General features: G+C 63.0%; 4 protein-coding genes. 1 reads left to right on the top strand and 3 read right to left on the bottom strand.

Annotation, left to right across the window (positions count from 1 at the left end):
* Positions 1-238: 238 nt before the first annotated feature.
* Complete coding sequence (locus ACEW8N_RS11485) at positions 239-1,699, bottom strand: ribonuclease E/G (protein ID WP_373499963.1); 1,461 nt, start codon at positions 1,697-1,699, stop codon at positions 239-241.
* Between the two features lie 388 nt (positions 1,700-2,087).
* Here ACEW8N_RS11485 and ACEW8N_RS11480 point away from each other — a divergent pair, with 388 nt between their 5' ends.
* Positions 2,088-3,530 carry a DEAD/DEAH box helicase gene (locus tag ACEW8N_RS11480; RefSeq protein WP_373499962.1) on the top strand — a complete coding sequence of 481 codons (1,443 nt, stop codon included), beginning with the start codon at positions 2,088-2,090 and terminating at the stop codon, positions 3,528-3,530.
* Here the strand turns inward: ACEW8N_RS11480 and ACEW8N_RS11475 are convergent.
* Together ACEW8N_RS11475 and ACEW8N_RS11470 are read right to left on the bottom strand one after the other, a co-directional pair.
* Positions 3,434-4,204 (bottom strand): arginyltransferase, encoded by a 771-nt coding sequence (locus tag ACEW8N_RS11475; RefSeq protein WP_373499961.1) that lies wholly within the window; start codon positions 4,202-4,204, stop codon positions 3,434-3,436. The genes ACEW8N_RS11480 and ACEW8N_RS11475 overlap by 97 nt on opposite strands.
* A 20-nt stretch (positions 4,205-4,224) precedes the next feature.
* Positions 4,225-4,684: ornithine cyclodeaminase family protein (locus ACEW8N_RS11470; RefSeq protein WP_373499960.1), on the bottom strand; the 460-nt coding region annotated here is incomplete at its 5' end.

The following is a 4,684-nucleotide window of genomic DNA, read 5'->3' as shown; positions in this document are numbered from 1 at the left end:
CGGGGGGAAGAAGCGCTGGCGCGGCCTGGGGAGGGGGCGCCGTCGCAACGGTGCGGGCCTTGTGCATCCACCAGTACCACCCGGCGCCGACGATCAGCACCAGGATGATGGCCAGCGTGGCGACGGTCTTGAACATCCGGTCAGTGTTGTTGCTGCTTGCAGCCATGAACCCCCCTGTGTCTGTATGTGTGCCCCCGCCCGAGTGCCGCGGGTCTCTGCGCATCGCGAATCACGGGAATCACTCGCTGGTGATCGAGCTTTCCCTGGGGAGCATGGTGGCATTCCCCTCGATGAGGATGTGGATTTCGCGGCGAACCTCGAGATCCAGGATCTCTTTTCTTTTTTTATTGAGCAGATAATCGGCTACGTCAAGAGGAACGACGCCCTTTACCCGGACGATGCCCTGCTTCAGGGTCTCCAGTTGAAGCCGTCTCAGGATGTTGAGCCCGAGCATTTCGGTGGAGGGAAGCTGTCCTTTCCCGCCGCAGTACTGGCAGGGTTGGAAATTGCCGAATTCAATGGAAGGCCGGATGCGCTGGCGGGACATCTCCATGAGGCCGAACCGGGAGATCCGTCCGACCTTGATGCGGGCCTTGTCGGCCTTGATGAAGGATTTGAGGGCCTTCTCCACCTCCATCTTGTTCTTGGCTTCCCGCATGTCGATGAAGTCGATGACGATCAGCCCGCCCAGGTCCCGGAGCCGGAGCTGCCTTGCGATCTCCTCCGCGGCCTCGACGTTCGTGGAAAAGGCCGTCTGCTCGATGGATCGCTTCTGGGTGCTTTTGCCGGAGTTGACGTCGACGGCCACCAGCGCTTCGGTCTGGTCGATGACGATGGATCCGCCGGACTTCAGCTCGACCCGGTTTTCATAGATGGATGCGATCTGGTCTTCCAGCTCGTACTTGGTGAAAATGGGCTTGTCGCCCTTGTAGAGCTTGACGATGCGCGTGTGCTTGGGGGAGATGATCTGGATGAAATCCCTGATTTCGTTGTGGACGGACTCCTTGTCGACGAGGATCTCCTTGATGTCGTTGGTGAAGGAGTCCCGGATGGAGCGGAGGACCAGATGACGCTCCTTGTAGAGGAGGGCCGGTGCGGTCTCGCCGATGCCCTTCTTGTTGATGTTCTTCCAGAGGGTCAGGAGATAGCTGAGGTCCTTCGCCAGCCGGGTCTTGTTGCAGTCCGCACCGACCGTCCGGACGATGAGGCCGAACCCTTCGGGGACCTTGAGCATGGCGACCATCTCCTTCAGGCGGCTGCGCTCCTCCTCATCCTCGATCTTTCGGGAAATACCCTTGTTCTTGCTGCCGGGCATGAGAACGATATAGCGTCCGGGCAAAGAGATGAAGGTCGTCAGCATCGCCCCCTTGTTCTGGCCGGGATCCTTGGTGACCTGGACAAGCAGCTCCTGCCCTTTCCGGACGATGTGGTTGATGGAGTCGTCTCCGGTGCGGTTGTCCTGGTAATAGTCGCTGTGAATCTCGTGTTTCTGGAGAAAGCCGTGGCGCTCGGCCCCGTAATCCACGAACACGGACTGGAGCCCGGGCTCGATGCGGGTGATGACCCCTTTGTAGATGTTGCCGTGGGTGATCTCCTTTCCGGCGCTTTCAATGTTGAATTCCTCCAGCTTGCTGTCGGTAACCTTGGCGATTCGGCATTCGTCGTGATCAACGGCATTGATTAAAATTTTGCTGCTCATATATGGTTTTGTCTGTCCCTTCTGACGATGATGAGAGAGGCTTCCGGATGATGGCCCCGGTTTCGGTATCGCTTGTCGACGCGTGACCTCCCGACTTTTCCCGCTGCCCTGCCGGGATCATCATCCATCGGTCTGCGGGCTTCCGGGGGTGTAATCGTCGATCGATGCCTGACGGGCGCGGCTTCAGCCTTCCGGCTTGGCGGCATCGCCATCCGGAGGTCTGTTGTTGTATCCGCTTGCGTCGGCGATAATTCCATGAATGAATAGGCAATTCGATCGGACAAGTCAAACAAATTCTTTGTTGACCCCGCCGGGGAAGCGTGCCAGAGATGGTGGATCCGTCGATGGGGCAGGTCGCTCCCGTCGGGACGGAGGAAGAGGATGCCCCGTGAAAATATCCATCACCAGCGAATTGATCCTGTCGGAGGTCCCGGCGTCGATCGAGGAGGAGATCAAAGGCAGGCTCGTATTTCTCAACCCGAAGTGGTCTGAAAACGAGCGGCTGGGCCGATGGAACCGGGACACGCCGAAGTACGTGACCGCCTATGAAAAGACCCGCACGGGGAACCTGGTTGTTCCCAGAGGGTTCGTGAGGCAGCTTCTGCTGATGTGCCGAAGCCGCGGGGTGCCCTGCGAGATCGACGACCGGAGGCGGGCCGTCGAAGGCGCGGCGTTTTCGTTCCACGGGACCCTCAAGCCCTTCCAGCAGCAGGCGGCCGAGGGGATGCTGAAGCGGGAGTTCGGCGTCCTGTCCGCGCCGACCGGCAGCGGCAAGACGGTCATCGCCCTTTACATGATCGCCGCCCGGGGGCAGCCGGCGATCGTGGTGGTCCACAACCGTGAACTGGCCTTCCAGTGGATCGACCGCATCAAAACCTTTCTGGGCCTTCCCGAGGAGGCGATCGGCCTCATCGGCGCGGGGAAAAAGGAGCTGGGCCGGCCGGTGACGGTGGCCCTTATCCAGTCCCTCTGCAAATGCGTGCGGGATGTGGCGCCCCTGACGGGCTACCTCGTTGTCGACGAATGTCACCGGACGCCCAGCCGCACCTTCACCGAGGCGGTCTCGGCCTTCGACGCCCGGTTCATGCTGGGACTCACGGCGACGCCCTGGCGAAGGGACAGGCTCTCCAGGCTGATCTTCTGGTACCTGGGGGATGTCCACCACGCCATCGACGCGGCGGCGCTGGTGGCGGGAGGACACATTCTGGCGGCCGACGTGGTGATCCGGGAGACCGCCTTTTCGCCCTATCACGACGCGGTCCGGGAATATTCCAGGATGCTCTCCGAGCTCACGGCCGACGACGGCAGGAATCGCCTCATCGCCGCCGATGTGGCGGCCGAGGTCCGGGCCGGGCAAGGGGTCTGCCTGGTCCTCTCCGACCGGAAAAAGCACTGCGAGACCCTTCAGGCCCTGCTTCGGTACGGGTACAAGACGGACTCTGTCCTTCTGACCGGGGATGTTTCGCCCCGGGAGCGGCGGGATGTCCTCGCGAGGATCGGCGCCGGGGGCGTGCGGGTGCTGGTGGCCACCGGGCAACTGATCGGAGAGGGGTTCGACTGCCGGGACCTCGCCACCCTGTTCATCGCCACGCCGGTCCGGTTCAGCGGCAGGCTCCTCCAATACCTGGGGCGGGTGCTGCGTCCGGCGCCCGGAAAAACCCGGGCCCGGGTCTATGACTACGTGGATGCGGCGGTGGGGCCGCTCGTCTCGGCGGCCCATGCCCGGCAGCGGGTTTACGCGGGCGGCGATTCGGGGGAGCGCCAGGAGGGAGGCACATCGTCCGCCGCGGAGCCGTCGAGAATCTCATGGGGTCTGAACCGGGATTTGTAGCTCATCGAGGGGTTCTCCCGGATGCAGTAGCCCAGGTAGAGGTGGGGTTTTCGGAGTTCTTTCGCCAGGCGGATCTCCCGGAGGATCGAGAAGGTGCCCGGCCCGTGGCGGCGCCATACGGGATCATGATAGAAATAGACGCTGGAGACCCCTTCGGAAAGGATGTCCACCAATCCGACGCCGACCAGTCGGGGGCCTTCGTAGTACCGGATTTCGTGCCCGAAATCCCCGGCGCCCATGATGAGGGATTCGATATAGTCTCCGGCGTCGATGGGGCGGTCGGGCCACCCCCTGCGTCGGCTCATGTCCGCATGGTAGGCATTGTAGAGCCGGATGTGCTCCCGGGTGATCCCCGGGCGCTGGAGCACCGCCTTGATCTTTTCGTTCCGCTTCAGGCATCGGCGCTGGCTCTTGGACGGCCGGAACCCCTCCACGACAACCCGGATGCCGCGGCATTCGGCGCAGTTTTCGCAGGCCGGCCGGAAGAAACTGATGCCGAACCGCCGCCATCCCCGCGACACGAGCATCTGGCAGGTGCGGTCCGTGGCGGCTTCGATGATTCGATATTCCAGCGAGGCGGTCTCTCCGGGCAGATAGGAACAGGCCCGGGGGTCCTCCGTCACGCGGAAGAGTTCGATATCTTTTTCGTCGCCATACGCCGGATGGTTTTCCATGGAATGCCCCCGCGGCCCCCCTACTCGGCGGATTCCCGGCCCATCGGTTTTCGACCGCAGAAATCCACGAAGGTCCCGATCTTTTTTTCCACGGCAAGGTCCAGGATGCGCCGGGCCGCAGCCAGGTCCTCGACGGCGATGCCCAGGGATTTGAACAGGGTGACGTCGCGGGGAGACTGCCTCCCGGGGATCTTTCCCGAAAGCAGGGCGCCCAGTTCGCCGATGATGTGATCCCGGCCGATGGCGCCTTCGTCTCGGGGAAGGATGAACTCCCCGGCCTCGTTGAGGGCGGATTCCAGGCGGTCGACATAGAGCCGCGCGCCCGCCACCGCCGCCGTGTCCAGCTCCCGCGTGTGGGGCTGGTAGGCGCCGACGGCGTTGATGTGGGCGCCGGGAGCGATCCAGTCCCCCAGGAGGACGGGCGTGGGGGAGGTGGTGGCCGTGCAGATGATATCCGCCCCGTCGACGGCATCGCGGGCC

This window comes from Desulfococcus sp., assembly GCF_041737845.1.
GTDB lineage: Bacteria > Desulfobacterota > Desulfobacteria > Desulfobacterales > Desulfococcaceae > Desulfococcus.
Note: the sequence above shows the minus strand (reverse complement) of the source record. Positions and strands in the feature narration are given on the sequence as shown.

Bases quoted from the DNA above. Each gene is read 5' to 3' on its own strand.
- ACEW8N_RS11485 (WP_373499963.1), bottom strand. From the start codon at position 1,699: ATGAGCAGCAAAATTTTAATCAATGCCGTTGATCACGACGAATGCCGA.
- ACEW8N_RS11475 (WP_373499961.1), bottom strand. From the start codon at position 4,204: ATGGAAAACCATCCGGCGTATGGCGACGAAAAAGATATCGAACTCTTC.